This is a genomic window from Actinomadura sp. NEAU-AAG7 (assembly GCF_018603865.1).
Lineage (GTDB): Bacteria > Actinomycetota > Actinomycetes > Streptosporangiales > Streptosporangiaceae > Spirillospora > Spirillospora litoris.
The window spans coordinates 607464-626629 of the sequence record NZ_JAHFZY010000006.1; the positions used below are offsets into that span (position 1 = coordinate 607464).

Genomic DNA, 19166 nt, shown 5'->3' on the forward strand with positions numbered 1-19166 from the left:
ATCGAACCGAACCTAGTAGTACCACGGGAAACGCGACCAATCGGCGTCACGCTTCTCCAGGAACGAATCCCGCCCCTCGGCCGCCTCGTCCGTACCGTAGGCCAGCCGCGTCGCCTCCCCGGCGAACACCTGCTGCCCCACCAGCCCGTCGTCGACGAGGTTGAAGGCGTACTTCAGCATCCGCTGCGCGGTCGGGCTCTTCCCGTTGACCTTGCGCGCCCACTCCAGCGCCGTCGCCTCCAGCTCGGCGTGCGGCACGACCGCGTTCACCATGCCCATCCGGTGCGCGGCCTCCGCGTCGTAGGTGTCGCCCAGGAAGAAGATCTCCCGCGCGAACTTCTGGCCCACCTGCCGCGCCAGGTACGCCGACCCGAACCCGCCGTCGAAGCTCGCCACGTCCGCGTCGGTCTGCTTGAACCGCGCGTGCTCCCGGCTCGCGAGCGTGAGATCGGCCACCACGTGCAGGCTGTGCCCGCCGCCCGCGGCCCACCCCGGCACCACGCAGATCACGACCTTGCCCATGAAGCGGATCAGCCGCTGCACCTCCAGGATGTGCAGCCGCCCCGCGCGCGCCGGGTCGATCGTGTCCGAGGTCTCCCCCTCGGCGTACCGGTAGCCGTCCCGGCCCCGGATCCGCTGGTCGCCGCCCGAGCAGAACGCCCACCCGCCGTCCTTGGGCGAGGGCCCGTTCCCCGTCAGCAGCACGCACCCGATGTCGCTGGACATCCGCGCGTGGTCCAGCGCCCGGTACAGCTCGTCCACCGTGTGCGGGCGGAACGCGTTCCGCACCTCCGGGCGGTCGAACGCCACCCGCACCGTGCCGTGGTCGACGGCCCGGTGATAGGTGATGTCGGTGAACCCGAACCCCTCCACCTCTTTCCAGGCGCTCGCGTCGAACAACTCCGAGACCATGTCGTCCTCTCCTGCCGCCCGTTCGGCCCGCCCCATTCAACCGCCCCGGCGGCCCGGACCGTCCTCCGCCCCCGGCACACCAGCCCCACGCCACCGGATGATTTGAACGCGTTCAGCGTAGTCGTCTACCCTGGCGGGATCATGGATCGCCGCCTGCACGCCGTCCTCCTCCCGCCCGGCCCCGACCTGCTCCGGGCGCTGGCCGCCGCGCTCGACGGCACCGGACCCGCGATCTGCCCCCTCTCCCCCGGCCTCCCCCCGCCCGCCCTCCAGGCCCTGCTGGACGCCCTCGCCCCGCACGCCGTCCAGACCGAGGACGGCCTCACCCCCCGCGACGGCGGCGTCCCCGTCCACGACGACACCGCCGTCCTCATCGCCACCTCCGGCTCCACCGGCACGCCCAAGTTCGTCGAGCTGACCGCCGCCGCCCTGCGCCACTCCGCCGCCGGCACCCTCGCCCGCATCGGCGCCGCGCCCGGCGACCGGTGGCTGTGCTGCGTGCCCACCAGCCACATCTCCGGCGTCCAGGTCCTCGTCCGCTCCCTCGTCGCCGGCACCCACCCCGTCCTGCACCCCCGCTTCGACACCGCCGCCGTCACCGACCTCGCCGCGACCGCCGCCCGCGACCTGCACATCGCGCTCGTCCCCACCCAGCTCCGCCGCCTCCTGGACGCCGGCACCGACCTGGCCTCCCTCGGCGCCGTCGTCCTCGGCGGCGCCGCCGCCGCCCCCGGCCTGCTCGCCGAGGCCCGCGCCCGCGGCGGCCGCGTCCACCCCAGCTACGGCATGAGCGAGACCTGCGGCGGCTGCGTCTACGACGGCGTCCCCCTCGACGGGATGCGCGCCGCCCTCGGCCCGGACGGGCGGATCCGCCTCGCCGGCCCGTCCCTGTTCGCCCGCTACCGGCTCCGCCCCGACGCCACCGCCGAGGCCATGGACGGCGACTGGTTCCGCACCCAGGACCTCGGCGCCCTCGACCACGGGCGGCTCCGCGTCCTCGGCCGCGTCGACGACGTGATCAACACCGGCGGCGAGAAGGTCGTCGCCGGCGAGGTCGCCACCGCCCTGTCCCGCCACCCCGCCGTCCACGACGTCGTCGTCGTCGGACGCCCCGACCCCGACTGGGGCGAGCGCGTCACCGCCGTCGTCGTCCCCGCCCCCGGCGCCCACCCCGCCCCCGCCCTACCCGAGCTGCGCGCCCTCGTCCGCGAGACGCTGCCCGCCCACGCCGCCCCGCACGAGCTGGAACTCGTCGAGGCCATCCCGCTGCTGCCCTCCGGCAAACCCGACCGCGCCCGCCTGCGCGCCCCCGCCACAGGCCGCTAGCCCGCCCCCGCCCGGCGCATGACGCGGCGCCCGCCGGGGGAAGACGATCAGCATGGCGGAACAGCGCGCGGACCGGCCCGGGGAACACGCCGGCGGAGCGGAGAACGAGAGCCTCCTCACCGTCCTGCTCGCGCTCGCCGCCAACCTCGGGATCGCGATCGCCAAGATCGTCGCGGCGGTCGCCACCGGGTCGGCGTCGATGGCCGCCGAGGCCGCCCACTCCATCGCCGACACCTTCAACGAGGTGCTGCTGATGGTCGGGCTGCGGCGCAGCGGCCGGCCCGCCGACCGCCGCCACCCCCTCGGCTACGGCAAGGAGCGCTACATCTGGACGCTGCTCGTCGCCGTCGCGATCTTCGGGATGGGCGCCCTGTTCGCCTTCTACCAGGGGTTCCAGACCCTCGTCCGGCACCACGGGAACGAGGCCGACCCGCTCGTCGGCTACTGCGTCCTCGCCGTCTCCCTCGTCCTGGAGGCGATCTCCTGGCGGCAGGCGCTGCGGCAGGTCCGCGCCGCCGCCCGCGCGGAGGACCTCCCCCTCACCGCCTACATCCGCCGGACGGACGAGCCCACCGCGATCAGCGTCCTGCTGGAGGACTCGGCCGCCCTCATCGGCCTCCTGCTCGCCTTCGCCGGCCTCGGGCTGCACCAGCTCACCGGCTCCGCCGCCTGGGACGGCGCCGGATCGGTCCTCATCGGCGTCCTGCTCACCGCCGTCGCGCTGGTCCTCGGCCGCATCAACCTCAACCTGCTCATCGGCAGCCAGGCCGACCCGCGCGTCGTCGCCGACGTCCGCGCCCGGCTGGCCGCGGCCCCCGAAGTGGAATGGGTCGTGGACCTCGTCACCATGACGGTCGGCGCCGACCGCGTCCTCGTCTGCGCGCGCCTGGACTTCCGCGACGCGCTCACCGCCGGGGACGTCGAGCGCGCCTGCGTGCGGATGGGCCGCGAGCTGCGCGAGGCCCACGACGAGATCGACGAGATCTTCCTCGAACCGGTCCCCCGCGACGACCCTGAGCTGCGCGAACGCGTCATCGCACGCTATGGTCGGCCTCTGCCGCCGGAGCAGTCCGGAACTGGGTGAATTGCGTCACATAATCTCACCGCCCGGCGCCTTTACGTAGTAAGGTGACATCGGGTGAGGGTGGACGTGTGAGACGCCCCGATCCGGGCACCACGAACCCCTGGACCGTTCCTCCACGGTCCTCCGGCCGGACGGCCGATCCCGCGCGCCGGGAACAAGAACCCCTCCGCGCGACGTTCCGATAAGTGCGAGCGCAGGCAGCGAGACAGAATCCGCGCCGCACCCACACCACGGAAGGGAGGGGGGCGTCCCCATGCCGCGAACCGCCGCAGAGACCCCGCTCACGGAGCCCGCGAGCCCCGCACTCGACGAGCTCCTGAAGCGTGGCCGCGCCCAAGGGCGCCTCTCGCTCGACGAGGTCAGGGGGGCATTCGAGGCCGCCGGCATCAGCCCCGCCCAGGGCCGCTCGATCCTGCGCGAGCTCTCGGAGTCCGGCATCAGCCTCGCCGGCGAGGGCGACCCCGCCCGCCGCGCCACCTCCAACGGCACGGCGAACGGCACCGCCGACCACGCCGGCGGCGAGCCGGCGCTGACCGCGAAGAAGCGTCCCACGAGGAAGGCCACCGCCAAGAGCGCCCCCAGGAGCACCGCGAAGACCGCCCGGAAGAACGCCAAGGCCGCCGACACCGGCGACGACGAGGCGTTCGAGGTCACCGAGGTCGAGGCCGCCGACGCCCCCGCCGACCTGGACGACCAGTCCACGACCATGGGCGACTCCGTCCACACCTACCTGAAGGCCATCGGGCGGCGGCAGCTGCTGACCGCCGAGCAGGAGGTGGACCTCGCCAAGCGCATCGAGGCCGGGCTGTACGCCGAGCACAAGCTGGAGACCGAGGACCTGCGCCCGCGCGTCCGCGCCGACCTGGAGTGGATCGCCGCCGACGGCCGCCGCGCCAAGGCCCACATGCTGGAGGCCAACCTCCGGCTCGTGGTGTCGGTCGCCAAGAAGTACTCCGACCGCGGCCTGTCGCTGCTGGACGTCGTCCAGGAGGGCAACCTCGGGCTGATCCGCGCCGTCGAGAAGTTCGACTACTCCAAGGGCTACAAGTTCTCCACCTACGCGATGTGGTGGATCCGCCAGGCGATCCAGCGCGGGTTCGCCGACTCGGCCCGCACGATCCGGCTGCCCGTCCACGTGCTGGAGATGCTGAGCAAGCTCAGCCGCGTCGAGCGCGACATGCACCAGCGCCTCGGCCGCGAGCCCACGCCCGAGGAGCTGGCCGTCGAGCTGGACAAGAGCCCCGAGCAGATCCGCGAGCTGCTGCGCACCAGCCGCCAGCCGATCAGCCTGGACTCCACGATCGGCGAGGACGGCGAGACCCGCATCGGCGACCTCATCGAGGACACCGACAGCCCCGAGGCCGCCGAGCTGGTCGACCGCCAGCTCATGGCCGACCAGCTGCGCCGCACGCTGGACATCCTCTCGCCGCGCGAGGCCAAGATCATGGCGATGCGGTTCGGGCTCTACGACGGGACGCCCCGGACCCTCGACGAGATCGGCAAGGCCCTCGGGCTGACCCGCGAGCGGATCCGCCAGCTGGAGAAGGAGTCGCTGTCCAAGCTGCGGCACCCGAGCAACGCCAGCCCGCTGCTGGACTTCGCCGTCTGACCCGACACCCGACAGCGAGAACGGGGCCCGCCGGAGAACTCCGGCGGGCCCCGCGCCGCGCGGGTTCAGTCGGCGCGGCGGAACTCCAGGATCGCCACGCCCATCAGCCCCACGCCCATCAGCACGACGATGACGACCTCCAGCCAGACCGGCACGACCCAGCCGTTCCAGGTCACGCCCGGGTTGAAGGTGCGCTCCAGCGCGGGCGAGGCGTCCAGGTGCCGGAAGACCGCCTGGCGGAGCGGGTCCACCGCGTAGGTGAGCGGGTTGAAGCGGGTGAGGACGCTCAGCCAGGTCGGCAGCCCGTTCAGCGGGTACAGCGCGCCCGACAGGAACATCATCGGCATCATCGCCATCTGCATGAGGCCGAAGAACGACTGCATGCTCCTGATCCGCGCCGCCATCATCACCCCGAAGCCCGTCAGCGCGAACGCGCCGAGGAACATGAGCCCGACCAGCTCCAGGAGCAGCAGCGGGTCGTAGGGGACGCCGGCCAGGCCCGCCAGCAGCACGATCACCGTGCCCTGCACGGTCGCGACGAACGCGCCGCCGATGCACTTGCCGATCACGATCGCGCTCCGGCTGACCGGCGCGACGAGCATCTCGCGCAGGAACCCGAACTCGCGGTCCCACACGATCGACCCGGCGGAGAACATCGCGGTGAACATCACCGACATCGCGCACACGCCCGGGAAGATGAACGTCTTCAGGTCGATGTCGCCGGCGGGCCCGCTGCCCGAGGCCATCAGGTTCGACAGCCCGGTGCCCATGACCAGCAGCCACAGCACCGGCTGGACCAGCCCGCTCACCAGCCGCACCTTGTCGCGCCAGAACCGGATCAGCTCCCGGTGCAGGACGATCCGCACCGCCCGCAGGTCGTGCCGGACGCTGCGCTCGGGCACCGAGACCCGCACGACCCCCGCGGCGGGGGCCGGGGCGCTCGTTCTCGTCGTCATCCTCATCTCCTCATCGCGCGCATCATCACGCGCATGTGGTCGCCGGCCCCGGCCTCCGCGTCACGGATCGTGCTGCCGGTGAAGCTCATGAACACGTCGTCCAGCGACGGGCGGGCGACGCTGACCGACCGGATCGGGACGCCCAGCTCCGCGAACAGCCGGGGCACGAACGCCTCACCGGCGACGACCCGGAACGTGACGGCGCCCTCCGACATGACCGCCTCCAGCCCGAACCGGTCCGCGATCTCGGCGATCGCCGCCCGGTCGTCGGCGGTCTGGATGCGCACCCGGTCCTCGCCGACCCCGGCCTTGAGCGCCTCGGGGGTGTCCAGCGCGACGATCCGCCCCGAGTCCATGATGGCGATGCGGTCGCAGTACTCCGCCTCGTCCATGTAGTGGGTGGTCATGAAGATCGTGATCTCCTCGGCCTCCCTGAGCTGGCGGATGTACTCCCAGATCGACGCGCGGGTCTGCGGGTCGAGGCCGACGGTCGGCTCGTCCAGGAACAGCACGCGCGGCGAGTGCAGCAGGCCCCGCGCGATCTCCAGCCGCCGCTTCATGCCGCCCGAGAAGGTCTGCACCCGGTCGCGGCGGCGGTCCCACAGCCCGACCATCTCCAGCACCTGCCCGATCCGGTCGGTCGTGACCGACCTCGGCACCCCGTACAGCTCGGCGTGGAAGCGCAGGTTCTGCTCGCCCGTCAGGTAGCCGTCGAGCGTCGTGTCCTGGAACACCAGCCCGATGTTGCGGCGGACGGTGTCGCGCTCGGCCACCACGTCGTGCCCGGCGACCCGCGCGGTGCCGCCCGAGGGGCGCAGCAGCGTGCAGAGCATGTTGATCGTGGTGGACTTGCCCGCGCCGTTCGGGCCGAGGAAGCCGAACACCTCCCCCGGGCGGACCGAGAACTCGATCCCCCGCACGGCCTCCGCGTCGCCGAACCTCTTCGTCAGGCCGTCGACCTCGACGGCGTCTCCCCCGTCCGGCATGAGCCCTCCTCGCCGTATTCGTTTTGGATATACCAACGGTAGGATTGTCCTATCTCTCTGGTCAAGAGAAATTCGGGACACCAAGGGAGGGCCCGTGTCGGAGCAGCCCGATCCGCTGCGCGAATCGCCGACCTACCTGCTGTATGAGTTGGTCCGGCTCGTCCGGCGGACCGGCGCCGAGATGTTCCCCGGCGACCGCGTCCGGCTGCCGCACCTGATGGTGCTGGACTGCGTGGCCCGCCACGGGCCGCTGTCCCAGCGGGAGGCCAGCGAGTACCTGCGGATCGACGCCGGCGACATGGTCGGCCTCGTCGACGCGCTGGAGGCCGCCGGGCATGTGGAGCGGCGCCGCGACCCCCGCGACCGCCGCCGCTACGCCCTCGACGTCACCGAGGACGGACGGCTGTTCCTCGGCGCCGCCCGCGAGAAGCGGGCGCGCCTCAACGACCTGCTGTTCGCCCCGCTCACCGGCGACGAGCTGGAGCGGTTCAAGGAGCTGATGGTGCGCGTCCTCGCCCACCACGACACCCGCTTCGGCGACCCGTCCGCCGCGAGCGCGCCCGGCGGCAACGGCGCCGGAGGCGCGGCGCCGCCACCGCCGCGCGAACCCCACCCGAGGCCGTGACGGGCCCGCCTCGGCGCGCGGTCCGCCCCGGACACGTTCCACCAGCTCACAGGCCCTGCGACCGGGACGGCCGACCCGCCCGGCGGCGCCTTGACGATCTCGTGTCAAGCGTTGTCGACCGCTGTCATGGCCCTTTCGCGCGCCGCCCGCGCGGACCCCGAACGGATTCGCGGCGCCCCGGCGATCTCGCGGACGGATGCGGCCCCGCCCCGCACCGCCCGGGATCGTCCGGTGCCCGGCGCACCTAACCTCGGTACATGCCCGACCTTGCTTACTACGCCTCCCTGCCGCGTGCCCGCGGCGCCGCGGCGGCCCTGCTCCTGGACGACCTGGGGCGGGTCCTGCTGGTCAAGCCCACCTACAAGGAGGGCTGGTTCCTGCCCGGCGGGGTCATCGAGGCCGACGAGTCCCCGCTGTCGGCCTGCGTCCGCGAGTGCGAGGAGGAACTCGGCTTCGTCCCCCGCCTGGACGGGCTCGTCTGCGTCGACTGGGGCTCCCCCCGCGACGGCATCGACTCCGTCAACGTCTTCGTCTTCGCCGGCACCGTCACCGGCGCGGAGGTCGAGGCGATCCGGCTGCCGCCCGACGAGCTGTCCGACCACGTCCTGGTCGCGCCGGAGAAGATCCCCGAACTGGCCGCCCCGCACATCGCCCGCCGGATGGAGCCCAGCCTGCGCGCGCTGGCCGAGGGCCGCGCCGTCTACCTGGAGGACGGACGGGAGCAGCCGTTCGGCGCCGCCACCTGACGCCCCCGGCGCAGGCCGGAGGGGGGCCGCGGTTCAGACGGGCGCGGCGTCGTGCATGCCCCGGGCGTGCTCGGGGTCGGCGACGCGGGCGCAGTGGGCCGAGCAGTACCAGTGCCGGCCCACCTCCACCCCGTGGCCGAGGACCCGGCACTCGCAGTGCTCGCAGATCGGCGCCATCCGGGTGATCGCGCACTCGAACGAGTCGAAGGTGTGGACGCTGCCCTGCGCGTGCACCTCGAAGGACATCGCGTAGTCGTTTCCGCAGACCTCGCAGGTCGCCATCGGGTCACTCTCCTCTCCCCCGCCGCGTCGCTGTGACTGTCTACCCAGGTCACAGCCCCGCTACCCGGGCCCGAGGGCCTACCCGCGGCCGCGGCCGGCGGGCGCCTGGCGGGCGGGGCGGCCGCCCCGCCTGCGCGCGGACCCGCCGGCGGCGACCGGCCGGTCGGCGGGCTCCGGCCAGCGCGGCGAGCGCCCCGAGGAGCACAGCACCGACTCCCACGGGTCCCCCGCGGCGAGCGGCAGGTGCGGGACGCCCCAGTGCCACGCCGACACCAGCAGGTCGGGGTCGCGCGGGCGGTAGTCGGCGCCGGACGCGCGCGCCATGTCCCACGCGTGCAGGTGCCACTCCACGCACGCCGCGCCCGCGTGGTCGCCGACCGTGTACTTGGTGCCCCGGTAGATCAGATGCGTCCGGTCCCAGGTGTCGGGCGTCAGGTCGGCGTAGGCGCCCGCCGACACACCGAACGCCATGATCCGCTCCGGCCCCGGCTCGGCGGGCAGCACCGCCAGCTCCGCCGCGTTCTGCCGGGCCTGCTGCCGGATCAGCACCGCCGACGCGGCGTCCTGCGCGAACAGCTTCGCGAGCCTGCTGTCGGGCGCGTCCTGCAGGTATTCGAGGAAGTTCTCCGCCACGCACCGCAGGTGCCCGGCGAGGTCGATCAGCCGCCAGTCGGCGCACGGCGTCGGCACGTCCCAGTCGGCGACCCCGTCCGCCAGCGCGACGATCGCCCGCACCCCGTCCTGGTAGGACTCCAGGACGCGGTGCCGGTCCGGCGGCGTGCGCTCCACGTGACTTCCCCCCGCGTCCAGAGCACCGTGCGCGTGCCCTCCCCGCCGCGGCGTGCCCCGCACCCCGCCGCCGTCCCCGCGGCGCCTCGGTGCGGACCGCCCCGGCGCTCCCCGAGAGGGCAGACTCTCAGAGTTCGGTGGCCGGTGCCACCCGGTGATGCTGTGTCGTCCCACGTCCGGGGACATCCCGCCCGGTTCCCCGCGGACGGGTGACGCCCGCCGCGCGCCGCGCGGCGGGCCCGCTCACACGGCCGCCGGCCGCGTCCGGAAGCTCAGCCGGTGCGCCTCGCGCGCGGTCCGGAGCCGGTCGACCTCGTCGGTCCACGGCCGGACCGACGGCCGCGCCTTCGCCTTGCGGTAGGCGATCTCGGCGGCCCGGCGGGTCGCCGCGTCCTGCGCCGGGGTCGAGTACACCTTCGGGCCCATCTCGGTGCGCTCGGCGGCCTCGGCGGCGGCGAGCGCGGCGGTCAGCGCCTTGTCGAAGGCGACCACCAGCTCCCGCACCTCCGGCGCGGGCGTGTCCGCGCCCTGGGCGTCCCGCAGCGCCCGCTCCGCCTCCGTCGCCGCCGCGAGCCGCGCCGGATAGTCGGCGGCCAGCCGCTGGTCGGCCTCGTACGGCTCCGCGACGTCCTTGCTCACCCGGCGGCCCAGCGGCATGGTGGTTCTCCCTCAAGCTCACGATCTACTCGTCCGATCCAGGCAAGCGTACGCGGGCTGTCCGGCGTGTCGTGACGGGGCACACCAGGGCCGGGCCCTTTACGTAGTAAGGTAGGGGGTCCTATGGTTCGACAACCGAGCATCAACGCGCAGAACCGCGCCCCGCTGTCCATCGAGCGGATCATCGACGCCGCCCTCCGCATCGTCGACGGCCAGGGCCTGTCCCGGCTCACCATGCGCCGCCTCGGCGACGCGCTGGAGGTCGAGGCGATGGCGATCTACCACCACCTCCCCCGGGGGAAGGAGCAGCTCCTGGACGGCCTCGTCGCGCACGTCGCCGCCGCGCCCGCCACCCCGGGCGGGGCGGGCGGCGCCTGGCGGGAGGACCTGCGCGGCTGGGCCCGCGACTACCGGACGCGGCTGCTGGCGCACGCGGGCGTCCTCCCCCTCGTCGTCACCCGGCGCAACCCCGCCGCGCTGACCGAGACCGTCGTGTCGCTGCGGGAGGTGATGCGGCGCGGCGCCGTCCCCGAGGACGCGGCGGCCGTCGCCGCGCACGCCCTGCTCGGCTACGTGATCGGCCACGCGGCCCTGGAGGTCCGCGGCACCGCCGAGGACGGCGCCGACCGCGCGGTCGACTGGGACGCCCGCTTCGACGCGGGCCTGGACCTCCTCCTCACCGGCGCGGGCTGACCCACGACCGGACATGTCCCCGGACGATCCCAGCCGTCACGAGCCCACCGCGACTTCATGGACTCAGTCCTCGACGACGAGGACCTCCAGATGGCGCGGGCCGTGCACGCCCTCCACCCGCGCCATCCCGATGTCGTGGGTCGTGGACGGCCCGCTGATCCAGGTCAGCGGGCGGGACGGGTCGAGGCGCCCGAGTGCCTCCGGGACCGTTCCCACGATCTGGTCGGCGTGGACCACGCACAGGTGGTAGCCGGGGACGGCGGTCAGCGCGCGCCGCCCCTGGGCCCGGCCGCCGTCCAGCACGACCGTGCCGGTCAGCGCGACGGCCGCCGCGCAGCCGGTGACGACGCCGTCGCACGCCGCGAGCGTCTCGGTGTCGAGCGCCGGGGCGTCGGCCAGCGCGCGCACGCCGTCCAGGTCGGCCAGCCAGCCGTAGGGCAGGTCGGCCGGGACGGCGATCTGCGCGGCCTCCCGGCCCCACAGCGCGGCGGCCACCGCCGTCGGCAGCTCGTCGGCGCTGACGTGCCGCACCGCCGCCCGCCGGTCGGCGACGCGCTCGGTGAACAGCGCGAGGACGTCCGCCCTGGTCTCGGCCTCCGCCTCGGGCAGCCGCCGGGCGTACCCGCGCGGCACCGGCGGGCGCGCCCCCCGCGCCCCGCCGAGCGCCTCCCGGACGCGCCGCAGGATCTCCTCGCGCGACCCGGCCCCGCTCTCCCCGCTCACCAGCCCGCCTCCCCCGTCACGAGCCCGCCCCCTCCGTCACCGGTCCCACTCCCCGCTCACGGCCTGCGGCGCCACCAGGCGCGGAAGCTCTCCGCCGGAGGCGCGGGCAGGTCGCGGGCCTCGGTCCACTTGCCGAGCAGCCCCGGCAGCCGCCGGATCCGGCCGCCGCGCGACAGCAGCCGCGCCCACCGGGTGCCGCGCCGCAGCGCCGCCTCGTAGCGCCGCGCGTCGCCCATCGTCCAGGCGAGGCCGCGCATCATCAGCAGTTCCGGCGTCGGGACGGGACGGCGGCGCCGCGACTCGACCACCCTCCCGCGCAGGTGCACCAGCACCTCCGGGATGTCGATCTTCACGGGGCACACGTCCGCGCACGCGCCGCAGAGCGTGGACGCGTACGGCAGCGACGCGTCGGCGGCGCTCTCCACCCCGCGCATCTGCGGGGTGAGGATCGCGCCGATCGGGCCCGGGTAGACCGGCCCGTAGGCGTGGCCGCCCGTCCGCTCGTAGACCGGGCAGACGTTCAGGCAGGCCGAGCAGCGGACGCAGCGCAGCGCCGCCCGCCCGACCTCGTCGGCGAGCGCCCTGGTGCGCCCGTTGTCGAGCAGGACGAGGTGGAAGGCGCGCGGCCCGTCGCCGGGCGTCACCCCCGTCCAGGACGAGACGTAGGGGGTCATCGCCTCCCCCGCCGCCGAACGCGGGAGGAGCTGGAGGAGGACCTCCAGGTCGGCCCAGGCCGGGACCACCTTCTCGATCCCGGCGAGGGTGATCAGCGTGTCCGGGAGCGTGAGGCACATCCGCGCGTTGCCCTCCGACTCCAGCAGCACCGCCGTGCCCGTCTCGGCGACCAGGAAGTTCGCGCCGGTGATCGCGACCCGGGCGGCGAGGAACCCCTCGCGCAGGTGCGCGCGGGCGGCGCCGACGAGCGCGGCGGGCTCGTCCGGCAGGTCCGGCGGGGCGCCCGGCAGCCCCCGCAGGAACAGCTCGCGGATCTGCGCGCCGTCGCGGTGCGCGGCCGGGGACAGCAGGTGGGACGGCTCGTCCCCGCCGAGCTGGACGACGAGGTCGGCGAGCGCCGTCTCGCGCGCCGTGATCCCCGCCGCGGCGAGCGCGGCGTTCAGACCGATCTCGCGGGCGACCAGGGAGCGGGCCTTCACGACCTCCCTCGCCCCGGTCGCCTGGACGAGCGCGAGCACGATCCGGCGGGCCTCCGCCGCGTCCGCCGCCCAGTGCACGGTGCCGCCCGCCTCGGTGACGGCGCGTTCCAGCTCCTCCAGGTGCGCGTCGAGGTTCAGCAGCGCGTCGTCGCGGATCGCGCGGCCCGCCTCGCGCAACTCCTCCCAGTCGCCCGGTTCGGGCGAGGCCCCCGCCCGCTCGCGCAGCGAGGCGGTCGCGCCGCGCAGGTTGCGGCGCAGCCGGGTGTCGGCGAGCGCGGCGCGGGCGGCCGTGGCGAACTTCGGCGTCGGAAGCGGGACGGGTGCGCGCGCCTCGCCGGCCGTCCCGGAGGAGGCCGTCACACCGGCCCCGTCTCGGCCAGGATCTCGGCCAGGTGCATGACCCGGACGCCGCCCCGCAGCCGCGACAGCGCGCCGCCGATGTGGGCGAGGCAGGAGTTGTCGGCCGCGCACACCACGTCGGCGCCGGTGTCGCGGACGTGCCGGACCTTGTCGGCGACCATCGCCACCGACACGTCGGCGTTCTTCATCGCGAACGCCCCGCCGAACCCGCAGCACTCCTCCGCCGCCGGCAGCTCGACCAGCTCCAGCCCCCTCACCGCGCGCAGCAGCCGCAGCGGGCGGTCGGCGACGCCGAGCGTCCGCAGGGACTGGCAGGTCGGATGGTAGGTGACGCGGTGCGGGAAGTAGGCGCCGAGGTCGGTGACGCCCAGCACGTCCACCAGGAACTCCGTCAGCTCGTAGACGGCGAGGCCCTCGGCGGCGCGGGCCAGCCCCGGGTCGCGGGCCGACCGCGCGATCCTCGGGTAGGCGTCGCGGACGGCGGCGGCGCACGACGCGGACGCCGTCACCACCGCCTCGGAGCCCTCGAACGCGCCGGTGAACCCGCGCGCGAGCGCGGCGGCCTCCCGGTGGTAGCCGGTCGTCCAGTGCACCTGGCCACAACAGGTCTGCCCCGGCGGGTAGGAGACCTCGTGCCCGAGGCGCTCCAGCAGGGACGTCACCGCCTTGCCCGTCGCGGGGAACATCGCGTCGTCGAAGCACGCGACGAAAAGCGCGACGCGCATCCCGGCCACCCCCAGTCGCCGTGCGGAAACCCCTGCTCCCGTGGGACATCGTAGGGGTCGCGGAGGGTGCGTCCGCCTGAAACGATCGCACCCGGCCAGCTCCCGCACCAGGAAAGCACCGGTTGGGAACGTTTGCCTATCCGACGGCGTGTCGTTCTTCGTCCGTTATCGAGCCCGGGGGACGCTATGCCTGGCACCTCGGGGTGAGTCGGGTCACATCTCTCCGGTACCTCGGTACCAAAGGACAACCGTCCCAACGGGCTATGGCCGGTGGGGACGAACCGTTCCACACTGGGGTGCGTCAATAAGGAAAAGCACCACAACCGACGAGTAGTTGAGACCGGAGGCACGCCGATGTGCCCGCACCAGCCGCCCTGTCCCTCCCACGAAGCGCCCGACCGCGACGCCGCGCGGACCCTGGCCGCCCATCCCGAGCAGGGGTGGAGCCTGCTGTGCAACGGCGTCGTGCTCTTCGAGGACACCGGTGAGCTGCTGCCCGACGGGGGAATCATCGCACCGCACCGGCCGACGGACCTGCAGGCTCCGTCCGCCGCCTGACCAGTCTCCACGGGGGACTAGTTCGAACGGGTGATCATCCGCGGGGGCAACGCCCACCTGCCCTTGGCCTCTGGGCCCGCACCGGGCCCAGAGGGTCTATCTCCCGGCCGTCCGCGCCATCGCCGCGGGACGCGCCGCCCAGCGGCGAAGCCATGGCTCCACCGCCTCGCCGACGGCCGCCGGGGACCGGTTCAGATCGTGCCGCTCCCCCGGCAGCACCGTGACGTGAGCGGCGTCCGCCGCGTCCGGGACGCCGAACGGGTCGCGGTCGCCGTTGACGACCAGCACCTCCACGCCGGCGGCCCGTAGCTCCTCCACCCGCGTCTTCTCGGGCTTGCCCGGCGGGTGCAGCGGGAACGCCAGCGCGAGCACGCCCGCCGCGCCGGCATCCCGGGCCGTCCGGCACGCCACCCTGGCGCCGTTGCTGCGTCCGCCCTGCACGTAGGGCACGTTCCCGAACCGCTCCCGCAGCCGCCGGACGACCTCCAGCCACGCCTCGTCCTGCTTGGCGGGCGGGCCGGGAGCCCGCCGCCCCGCGAGCCGGAACGGCTGCGTGACGCCCGCGACCGCGCCGCCGAGCCCGAGCGCCACCTCCCGGACGGCGAGCAGGTCGGCCGCGTCCACTCCCCCGTTCGACCCGTGGGTCAGCGCGAGCAGGAACGCCGGGCGGTCCGGCCCGTCCAGCCGCGCCTCGGCCGGGCCGTGCGGGGTCACGATGTCCATTGGGGCCACCGTAACCCCCGCCCGCCGCGGCCTTTCGGGCGGGGTGGACGTCTAGCCCTCGGGGGTGCCCATGGCGAGGCGGAGGCGTTCGGCGAAGCTCTCGTGGAGCAGCGGGCCCCAGGGGTAGTCGCTGGGGACGTCGACGGCCCGGCCCAGCACCTCGTGGGTCTCGCCGGGGCGCCGCTCCCGCGGGTCGTCGGCGTAGCGGACGGCGAGCAGCGCGTACATGTGGTCGAGGGCGCCGAACGCCTCACCGGCGAGCGCGGGCAGCGTCCCGTCGGTCACCGACTGCTCGACGACCGGCTCCCACCACAGGTCGGCGGGGTCGGCGACCTCGTCGTCGCCGCCGAAGTCGCGGCGGAGCCGGGCCCGCACCTGCCCGGCGACGCCCGGGTCGGACAGGCCGCGCCGCCACACCTCGCCCGCCTCGGCGCCGCGCCCCCGCAGCGGCAGCGTGCGCGCGAGCAGCTCGGTCGCCAGCGGGCCGACCTCGGGGTCTGCGGGCTCGGACGGGTCGCCGAGGGAGGCGTGGAAGGCGGCGATGGCCTGGTCGAGGTAGGCGATGCCGAGCAGCGTCGCGAGCCGCGCGTAGGCGTAGGGGGCGCCGGCGCGGTCGATCAGCCTGAGCCCGGCGGTCAGGACCCGCTGCGCCGCCGCGGGCTCGGCACGCTCCAGCAGGCGCTGCGCGAGGTCGTGCGCGGCGGGCGGCGCGTACTCGGGGTCGCCGGTCGCGACGACCGCCTCCCAGTGCCCGCGCGCGGTCTCGAAGTCGCCCTCGTCGTCGGCGATCCTGGCGAGCGCGAGATGCGCCGGGGGCAGGTAGGCGGGGTTGCCGAAGTCGACGACGGCCCGCCACGCCGGCGCCGCTCCGCCGGGTTCCCCGGCGCGCTCGTGGGTGAGGGCCAGGTGGTAGGCGGCGCGCGGCCCGTACTCGGGGTCGCCGGTGGCGATGGCGGCCCGGTCGGCGTCGCGCGCGCGGGCCACCTCGCCCGCGTCGTCCAGGACGACGGCGAGCCCGAGCGCCGCCCGCGCCCGGTAGGGGGTGTCGCCCAGCGCGAGCACCCGCTCGAACAGCAGGGCGGCCCGGTCCGCGGCGCCGCTTTCGGCGAGCGTCCGGGCCTCCTCGCACAGCCTGGCCGGATCGTCGGTTGCGGACGCCGGGTCCGCGGGCTCGGTCATCGCTCTTCTGCCCTCTGGGGGTTCGGGGACCGCCCAAGCCTAGCGATCCCGCCACGCCCGCGTCCCGCGCCGACACTCCCCCGCGAGCCGAACCGGCGACCGGTTCCGGAGGCCCGGGGACGGCCCCGGGCCCCCGGCGGGATCAGTCCTCGAACGCCTCCGGCGGCGGGCAGGAGCAGACGAGGTTGCGGTCGCCGTACGCCTGGTCGATGCGGCGGACGGGCGGCCAGTACTTCGCCTCCCGCAGGGCGGGCAGCGGGTAGGCGGCCTCCTCGCGGGCGTAGGAGTGCTTCCAGTCGTCGGAGACCAGGTGGTCCGCCGTGTGGGGGGCGTTCTTGAGGGGGTTGTCCTCGCGGTCGTAGCCGCCCTCGGCGACCCGCTGGATCTCGCGGCGGATCTCGATCATGGCGTCGCAGAACCGGTCGAGCTCGGCCAGGTCCTCGGACTCGGTCGGCTCGATCATCAGGGTGCCCGCGACGGGGAAGGACAGCGTCGGGGCGTGCAGGCCGTAGTCGATGAGCCGCTTGGCGACGTCCTCGGCGGTGATCCCCGTCTCCTTGGTGATCTTGCGGAGGTCGGCGATGCACTCGTGCGCGACCAGGCCGTTGCGGCCGGTGTAGAGGATCGGGTAGTGCGGGGCGAGGCGCGCGGCGACGTAGTTCGCGCCGATGATGGCGCCCTCGGTGGCGGCGCGCAGGCCGTCCGGCCCCATCATCGCGATGTAGGCCCAGGAGATCGGCAGGATGCCCGCCGAGCCCCACGGCGCCGCCGAGATCGGCCCGACGCCCGAGTCCGGGCCCGCCTCCGCGCGGAGCGGGTGGTTGGGCAGGAACGGCGCGAGGTGCTCGCGGACGCCGATCGGGCCGACGCCGGGGCCGCCGCCGCCGTGCGGGATGCAGAACGTCTTGTGCAGGTTGAGGTGCGAGACGTCCGACCCGAACTCGCCGGGGCGGGCGAGGCCGACGAGCGCGTTGAGGTTGGCGCCGTCGACGTAGACCTGCCCGCCGGCCTCGTGCACGGCCGCGCAGACGTCGGTGATCGTCTCCTCGAACACGCCGTGCGTGGACGGGTAGGTCACCATGATCGCCGACAGCCGGTCGCCGTGCTGGGCGATCTTGGCGCGCAGGTCGTCCAGGTCGACGTTGCCGCCCTCGTCGCACTTCACGACGACGACGCGCATCCCGGCCATGACGGCGCTCGCGGCGTTGGTGCCGTGCGCCGAGGACGGGATGAGGCAGACGTCGCGGTGCCCCTCGCCGCGCGCGACGTGGTAGCCGCAGATGGCGAGGAGCCCGGCCAGCTCGCCCTGCGACCCGGCGTTCGGCTGGAGCGACACCTTCGCGTAGCCGGTGATCTCGGCGAGGAAGCCCTCCAGTTCGCCGATCAGCTCCAGGTAGCCCCGCGCCTGCTCGACGGGCGCGAACGGGTGGATGTTCGCGAACTCCGGCCAGGTGACCGGCTCCATCTCGGTGGTGGCGTTCAGCTTCATCGTGCAGGAGCCGAGCGGGATCATCGAGCGGTCGAGCGCGATGTCCTTGTCCTGGAGGCGGCGCAGGTACCGCAGCATGGCGGTCTCGGAGTGGTGCGCGTGGAAGACCGGGTGGGTCAGGTAGGGGCTCTCGCGGCGCAGCCCGTCCGGGATCGCGTCGCCGTCCACCGGGGCCGCCGGGACGCCGAACGCCTCCAGGACGGCGGCGACGTGCTCGGGCAGCGTCGTCTCGTCGCAGGCGACCGCGACGTGGTCGGCGCCGGAGGGGCGCAGGTTGACGCCGCGCTCGCGGGCGGCGGCGACGACCTCGGCGGCGCGTCCGGGGACGCGGGCGAGGACGGTGTCGAAGAACGCGCCGTGCACGACCTCGACGCCGCCGCCGCGCAGCCCGGCGGCGATCTCGGCGGCGCGCCGGTGGGCGCGCTGGGCGATCGCGGCGAGGCCGTCGGGCCCGTGGTAGACCGCGTACATGCCCGCCATGACGGCGAGGAGCACCTGCGCGGTACAGATGTTGCTGGTGGCCTTCTCGCGGCGGATGTGCTGCTCGCGGGTCTGGAGCGCGAGGCGGTAGGCGGGGGCGCCGGCGGCGTCGACGGACACGCCGACGAGCCGTCCGGGGAGCTGCCGCTGGATGCCCTCGGCGACGGCCATGTAGCCCGCGTGCGGCCCGCCGAACCCGTAGGGGACGCCGAACCGCTGCGCGGAGCCCACCGCGATGTCGGCGCCGGACTCGCCGGGCGGGCGCAGCAGCGTCAGCGCCAGCAGGTCGGCGGCGACCACGACCTTGGCATTGCGCTCGCGGGCCTGCGCGGCGACCGGCTCCAGGTCGCGGACGGCGCCGGACGCGCCCGGGTACTGGAGCAGCACGCCGAAGAAGTCGCCCTCGGGGAGCCCGCCGGACAGGTCGGCGGTCACCACCTCGATGCCGAGCGGGACCGCGCGGGTGCGGACGATCTCGATCGTCTGCGGGAGGACGTCGGCGTCCACCAGGAACGTTCCGGGCTCCTTGCGGCGCGACACGCGGTGCGCGAGCGCCATGGCCTCGGCGGCGGCGGTGCCCTCGTCCAGCATGGAGGCGTTGGCGACCGGCAGCCCGGTCAGGTCGCTGACGACCGTCTGGAAGTTGAGCAGGGCCTCCAGGCGGCCCTGGGAGATCTCCGGCTGGTACGGGGTGTAGGCGGTGTACCAGCCCGGGTTCTCCATGACGTTGCGCAGGATCACGCCCGGGGTGGTCGTCCCGTGGTAGCCGAGCCCGATCATGGAGGTGAGGACGGTGTTGCGGGAGGCCAGCTCCCGCAGCCGGGCCAGCGCCGCGGTCTCGCTCAGCGCGGGCGGGAGGTCCAGGGGGCGGGTGGTGCGGATCGCGGCCGGGACCGCGTCGTCGACGAGCGCCTCGGCGCCGGAGTAGCCGATCACGGCGAGCATCCGGGCCTGCTCGTCCTCGGACGGGCCGATGTGCCGGTCCGCGAAGGCGGTCCGGGGATGCTGCGGCGAGGCCACCGGGGCGAAGTACTGGGCTGTCATGGGGAGAGCCTCCTGGCTGCTGCGGTCGCTCAGGGCCACCGCCGGCACGGGCCGGCGGCCGGTCTC

19 protein-coding genes are annotated in these 19166 nt (G+C 74.6%); 7 read left to right on the forward strand and 12 right to left on the reverse strand.

All coding sequences use genetic code 11. From position 1 onward, the window contains the following. Positions 1–12: 12 nt before the first annotated feature. Positions 13–912, reverse strand: a complete 900-nt coding sequence (locus KLI87_RS29265) for a 1,4-dihydroxy-2-naphthoyl-CoA synthase (RefSeq protein WP_156216369.1) — start codon at positions 910–912, stop codon at positions 13–15. A gap of 141 nt (positions 913–1053) precedes the next feature. On the opposite strand from KLI87_RS29265, the gene KLI87_RS29270 reads away from it, so the two are divergent. The 3 genes from KLI87_RS29270 (at position 1054) to KLI87_RS29280 (ending at position 4931) form a co-directional block, all read left to right on the forward strand. Continuing rightward, positions 1054–2238, forward strand: coding sequence for an AMP-binding protein (locus tag KLI87_RS29270; protein ID WP_214619518.1), 1185 nt, complete (start codon positions 1054–1056; stop codon positions 2236–2238). Between the two features lie 52 nt (positions 2239–2290). After that, positions 2291–3322 (forward strand): cation diffusion facilitator family transporter, encoded by a 1032-nt coding sequence (locus KLI87_RS29275; protein WP_214619519.1) that lies wholly within the window; start codon positions 2291–2293, stop codon positions 3320–3322. Between the two features lie 253 nt (positions 3323–3575). Further along, positions 3576–4931, forward strand: a complete 1356-nt coding sequence (locus KLI87_RS29280) for an RNA polymerase sigma factor (protein ID WP_250904311.1) — start codon at positions 3576–3578, stop codon at positions 4929–4931. Between the two features lie 65 nt (positions 4932–4996). On the opposite strand, the gene KLI87_RS29285 is transcribed toward KLI87_RS29280, so the two are convergent. Together KLI87_RS29285 and KLI87_RS29290 are read right to left on the reverse strand one after the other, a co-directional pair. Beyond that, positions 4997–5887, reverse strand: coding sequence for an ABC transporter permease (locus tag KLI87_RS29285; protein ID WP_156216365.1), 891 nt, complete (start codon positions 5885–5887; stop codon positions 4997–4999). Positions 5888–5889: 2 nt separating this feature from the next. After that, positions 5890–6873, reverse strand: coding sequence for an ATP-binding cassette domain-containing protein (locus KLI87_RS29290; RefSeq protein WP_156216364.1), 984 nt, complete (start codon positions 6871–6873; stop codon positions 5890–5892). Positions 6874–6967: 94 nt separating this feature from the next. Between KLI87_RS29290 and KLI87_RS29295 the strand changes: the two genes are divergently transcribed. Beyond that, positions 6968–7498 carry a MarR family transcriptional regulator gene (locus KLI87_RS29295; RefSeq protein ID WP_308166280.1) on the forward strand — a complete coding sequence of 177 codons (531 nt, stop codon included), beginning with the start codon at positions 6968–6970 and terminating at the stop codon, positions 7496–7498. A 257-nt stretch (positions 7499–7755) separates the two neighbouring features. Beyond that, positions 7756–8244, forward strand: a complete 489-nt coding sequence (locus tag KLI87_RS29300; protein ID WP_156216362.1) for an NUDIX hydrolase — start codon at positions 7756–7758, stop codon at positions 8242–8244. Positions 8245–8277: 33 nt separating this feature from the next. On the opposite strand, the gene KLI87_RS29305 is transcribed toward KLI87_RS29300, so the two are convergent. The 3 genes from KLI87_RS29305 to KLI87_RS29315 form a co-directional block, all read right to left on the reverse strand. Continuing rightward, positions 8278–8526, reverse strand: coding sequence for a hypothetical protein (locus KLI87_RS29305; protein WP_156216361.1), 249 nt, complete (start codon positions 8524–8526; stop codon positions 8278–8280). 78 nt (positions 8527–8604) lie between these two features. Further along, positions 8605–9315, reverse strand: coding sequence for a maleylpyruvate isomerase N-terminal domain-containing protein (locus tag KLI87_RS29310; RefSeq protein WP_214619520.1), 711 nt, complete (start codon positions 9313–9315; stop codon positions 8605–8607). A gap of 243 nt (positions 9316–9558) precedes the next feature. Continuing rightward, positions 9559–9972 (reverse strand): plectin, encoded by a 414-nt coding sequence (locus tag KLI87_RS29315; RefSeq protein ID WP_156216360.1) that lies wholly within the window; start codon positions 9970–9972, stop codon positions 9559–9561. 123 nt (positions 9973–10095) lie between these two features. Here KLI87_RS29315 and KLI87_RS29320 point away from each other — a divergent pair, with 123 nt between their 5' ends. Next, positions 10096–10665, forward strand: coding sequence for a TetR/AcrR family transcriptional regulator (locus KLI87_RS29320; RefSeq protein WP_156216359.1), 570 nt, complete (start codon positions 10096–10098; stop codon positions 10663–10665). 63 nt (positions 10666–10728) lie between these two features. Here the strand turns inward: KLI87_RS29320 and KLI87_RS29325 are convergent, their stop codons facing one another. The 3 genes from KLI87_RS29325 to KLI87_RS29335 are packed head-to-tail and all read right to left on the reverse strand — an operon-like array spanning position 10729 to position 13627. Continuing rightward, entirely contained in the window at positions 10729–11388 is a 660-nt protein-coding gene (locus tag KLI87_RS29325; RefSeq protein WP_214619521.1) for an LUD domain-containing protein, read from the reverse strand. Positions 11389–11444: 56 nt separating this feature from the next. Continuing rightward, positions 11445–12902 carry a lactate utilization protein B gene (locus KLI87_RS29330; protein WP_214619522.1) on the reverse strand — a complete coding sequence of 486 codons (1458 nt, stop codon included), beginning with the start codon at positions 12900–12902 and terminating at the stop codon, positions 11445–11447. Next, complete coding sequence (locus KLI87_RS29335; protein ID WP_214619523.1) at positions 12899–13627, reverse strand: (Fe-S)-binding protein; 729 nt, start codon at positions 13625–13627, stop codon at positions 12899–12901. Before KLI87_RS29335 ends, KLI87_RS29330 begins: the two co-directional genes overlap by 4 nt. A gap of 354 nt (positions 13628–13981) precedes the next feature. Here KLI87_RS29335 and KLI87_RS29340 point away from each other — a divergent pair, with 354 nt between their 5' ends. After that, on the forward strand, positions 13982–14185 hold the full coding sequence (locus KLI87_RS29340; RefSeq protein ID WP_067468352.1) for a DUF5999 family protein: 204 nt from the start codon (positions 13982–13984) through the stop codon (positions 14183–14185). Positions 14186–14281: 96 nt separating this feature from the next. On the opposite strand, the gene KLI87_RS29345 is transcribed toward KLI87_RS29340, so the two are convergent. The 3 genes from KLI87_RS29345 to gcvP all read right to left on the reverse strand — a co-directional run bounded on the left by KLI87_RS29345 (position 14282) and on the right by gcvP (position 19100). Continuing rightward, the gene (locus tag KLI87_RS29345) at positions 14282–14908 is read right to left on the reverse strand and encodes an alpha/beta family hydrolase (protein ID WP_214619524.1); all 627 of its coding nucleotides are present in this window, start codon (positions 14906–14908) and stop codon (positions 14282–14284) included. Between the two features lie 51 nt (positions 14909–14959). After that, complete coding sequence (locus KLI87_RS29350; protein ID WP_156216355.1) at positions 14960–16087, reverse strand: lipopolysaccharide assembly protein LapB; 1128 nt, start codon at positions 16085–16087, stop codon at positions 14960–14962. Between the two features lie 142 nt (positions 16088–16229). Next, positions 16230–19100, reverse strand: a complete 2871-nt coding sequence (gene gcvP, locus KLI87_RS29355; protein WP_214619525.1) for an aminomethyl-transferring glycine dehydrogenase — start codon at positions 19098–19100, stop codon at positions 16230–16232. Positions 19101–19166: the final 66 nt, after the last annotated feature.

What these genes read in the sequence shown, in the direction of transcription:
- KLI87_RS29265 (WP_156216369.1), bottom strand. Translation starts at nt 912, where the DNA reads ATGGTCTCGGAGTTGTTCGACGCGAGCGCCTGGAAAGAGGTGGAGGGG.
- KLI87_RS29270 (WP_214619518.1), top strand. Translation starts at nt 1,054, where the DNA reads ATGGATCGCCGCCTGCACGCCGTCCTCCTCCCGCCCGGCCCCGACCTG.
- KLI87_RS29275 (WP_214619519.1), top strand. Translation starts at nt 2,291, where the DNA reads ATGGCGGAACAGCGCGCGGACCGGCCCGGGGAACACGCCGGCGGAGCG.
- KLI87_RS29280 (WP_250904311.1), top strand. Translation starts at nt 3,576, where the DNA reads ATGCCGCGAACCGCCGCAGAGACCCCGCTCACGGAGCCCGCGAGCCCC.
- KLI87_RS29285 (WP_156216365.1), bottom strand. Translation starts at nt 5,887, where the DNA reads ATGACGACGAGAACGAGCGCCCCGGCCCCCGCCGCGGGGGTCGTGCGG.
- KLI87_RS29290 (WP_156216364.1), bottom strand. Translation starts at nt 6,873, where the DNA reads ATGCCGGACGGGGGAGACGCCGTCGAGGTCGACGGCCTGACGAAGAGG.
- KLI87_RS29300 (WP_156216362.1), top strand. Translation starts at nt 7,756, where the DNA reads ATGCCCGACCTTGCTTACTACGCCTCCCTGCCGCGTGCCCGCGGCGCC.
- KLI87_RS29305 (WP_156216361.1), bottom strand. Translation starts at nt 8,526, where the DNA reads ATGGCGACCTGCGAGGTCTGCGGAAACGACTACGCGATGTCCTTCGAG.
- KLI87_RS29315 (WP_156216360.1), bottom strand. Translation starts at nt 9,972, where the DNA reads ATGCCGCTGGGCCGCCGGGTGAGCAAGGACGTCGCGGAGCCGTACGAG.
- KLI87_RS29320 (WP_156216359.1), top strand. Translation starts at nt 10,096, where the DNA reads ATGGTTCGACAACCGAGCATCAACGCGCAGAACCGCGCCCCGCTGTCC.
- KLI87_RS29335 (WP_214619523.1), bottom strand. Translation starts at nt 13,627, where the DNA reads ATGCGCGTCGCGCTTTTCGTCGCGTGCTTCGACGACGCGATGTTCCCC.
- KLI87_RS29340 (WP_067468352.1), top strand. Translation starts at nt 13,982, where the DNA reads ATGTGCCCGCACCAGCCGCCCTGTCCCTCCCACGAAGCGCCCGACCGC.
- KLI87_RS29345 (WP_214619524.1), bottom strand. Translation starts at nt 14,908, where the DNA reads ATGGACATCGTGACCCCGCACGGCCCGGCCGAGGCGCGGCTGGACGGG.
- KLI87_RS29350 (WP_156216355.1), bottom strand. Translation starts at nt 16,087, where the DNA reads ATGACCGAGCCCGCGGACCCGGCGTCCGCAACCGACGATCCGGCCAGG.
- gcvP (WP_214619525.1), bottom strand. Translation starts at nt 19,100, where the DNA reads ATGACAGCCCAGTACTTCGCCCCGGTGGCCTCGCCGCAGCATCCCCGG.